At 50.9% G+C, this 214-nt stretch carries 1 tRNA gene; it reads left to right on the top strand.

The window, feature by feature from the left end:
* Nucleotides 1-137: 137 nt before the first annotated feature.
* Nucleotides 138-213, top strand: a tRNA-Ala gene (locus HFD99_RS25445).
* Nucleotide 214: the final 1 nt, after the last annotated feature.

Here is a 214-nt window from a genome sequence, read left to right as displayed (position 1 = left end):
GGTAGCCGTATCGGAAGGTGCGGCTGGATCACCTCCTTTCTATGGAGAATCGTTTCCTGCGATGGAAACATTCAAATATGAAGCGTAAGCTTCAATAATTCATCATTCCATTTGTTCAGTTTTGATGGAACTTGTGAGGGGCCATAGCTCAGCTGGGAGAGCGCCTGCCTTGCACGCAGGAGGTCAGCGGTTCGATCCCGCTTGGCTCCACCAA

Origin of the sequence: Paenibacillus sp. EKM301P (assembly GCF_011800295.1) — a bacterium.
Lineage (GTDB): Bacteria > Bacillota > Bacilli > Paenibacillales > Paenibacillaceae > Paenibacillus > Paenibacillus polymyxa.
This window is presented reverse-complemented; position numbering and strand designations above follow the sequence as displayed.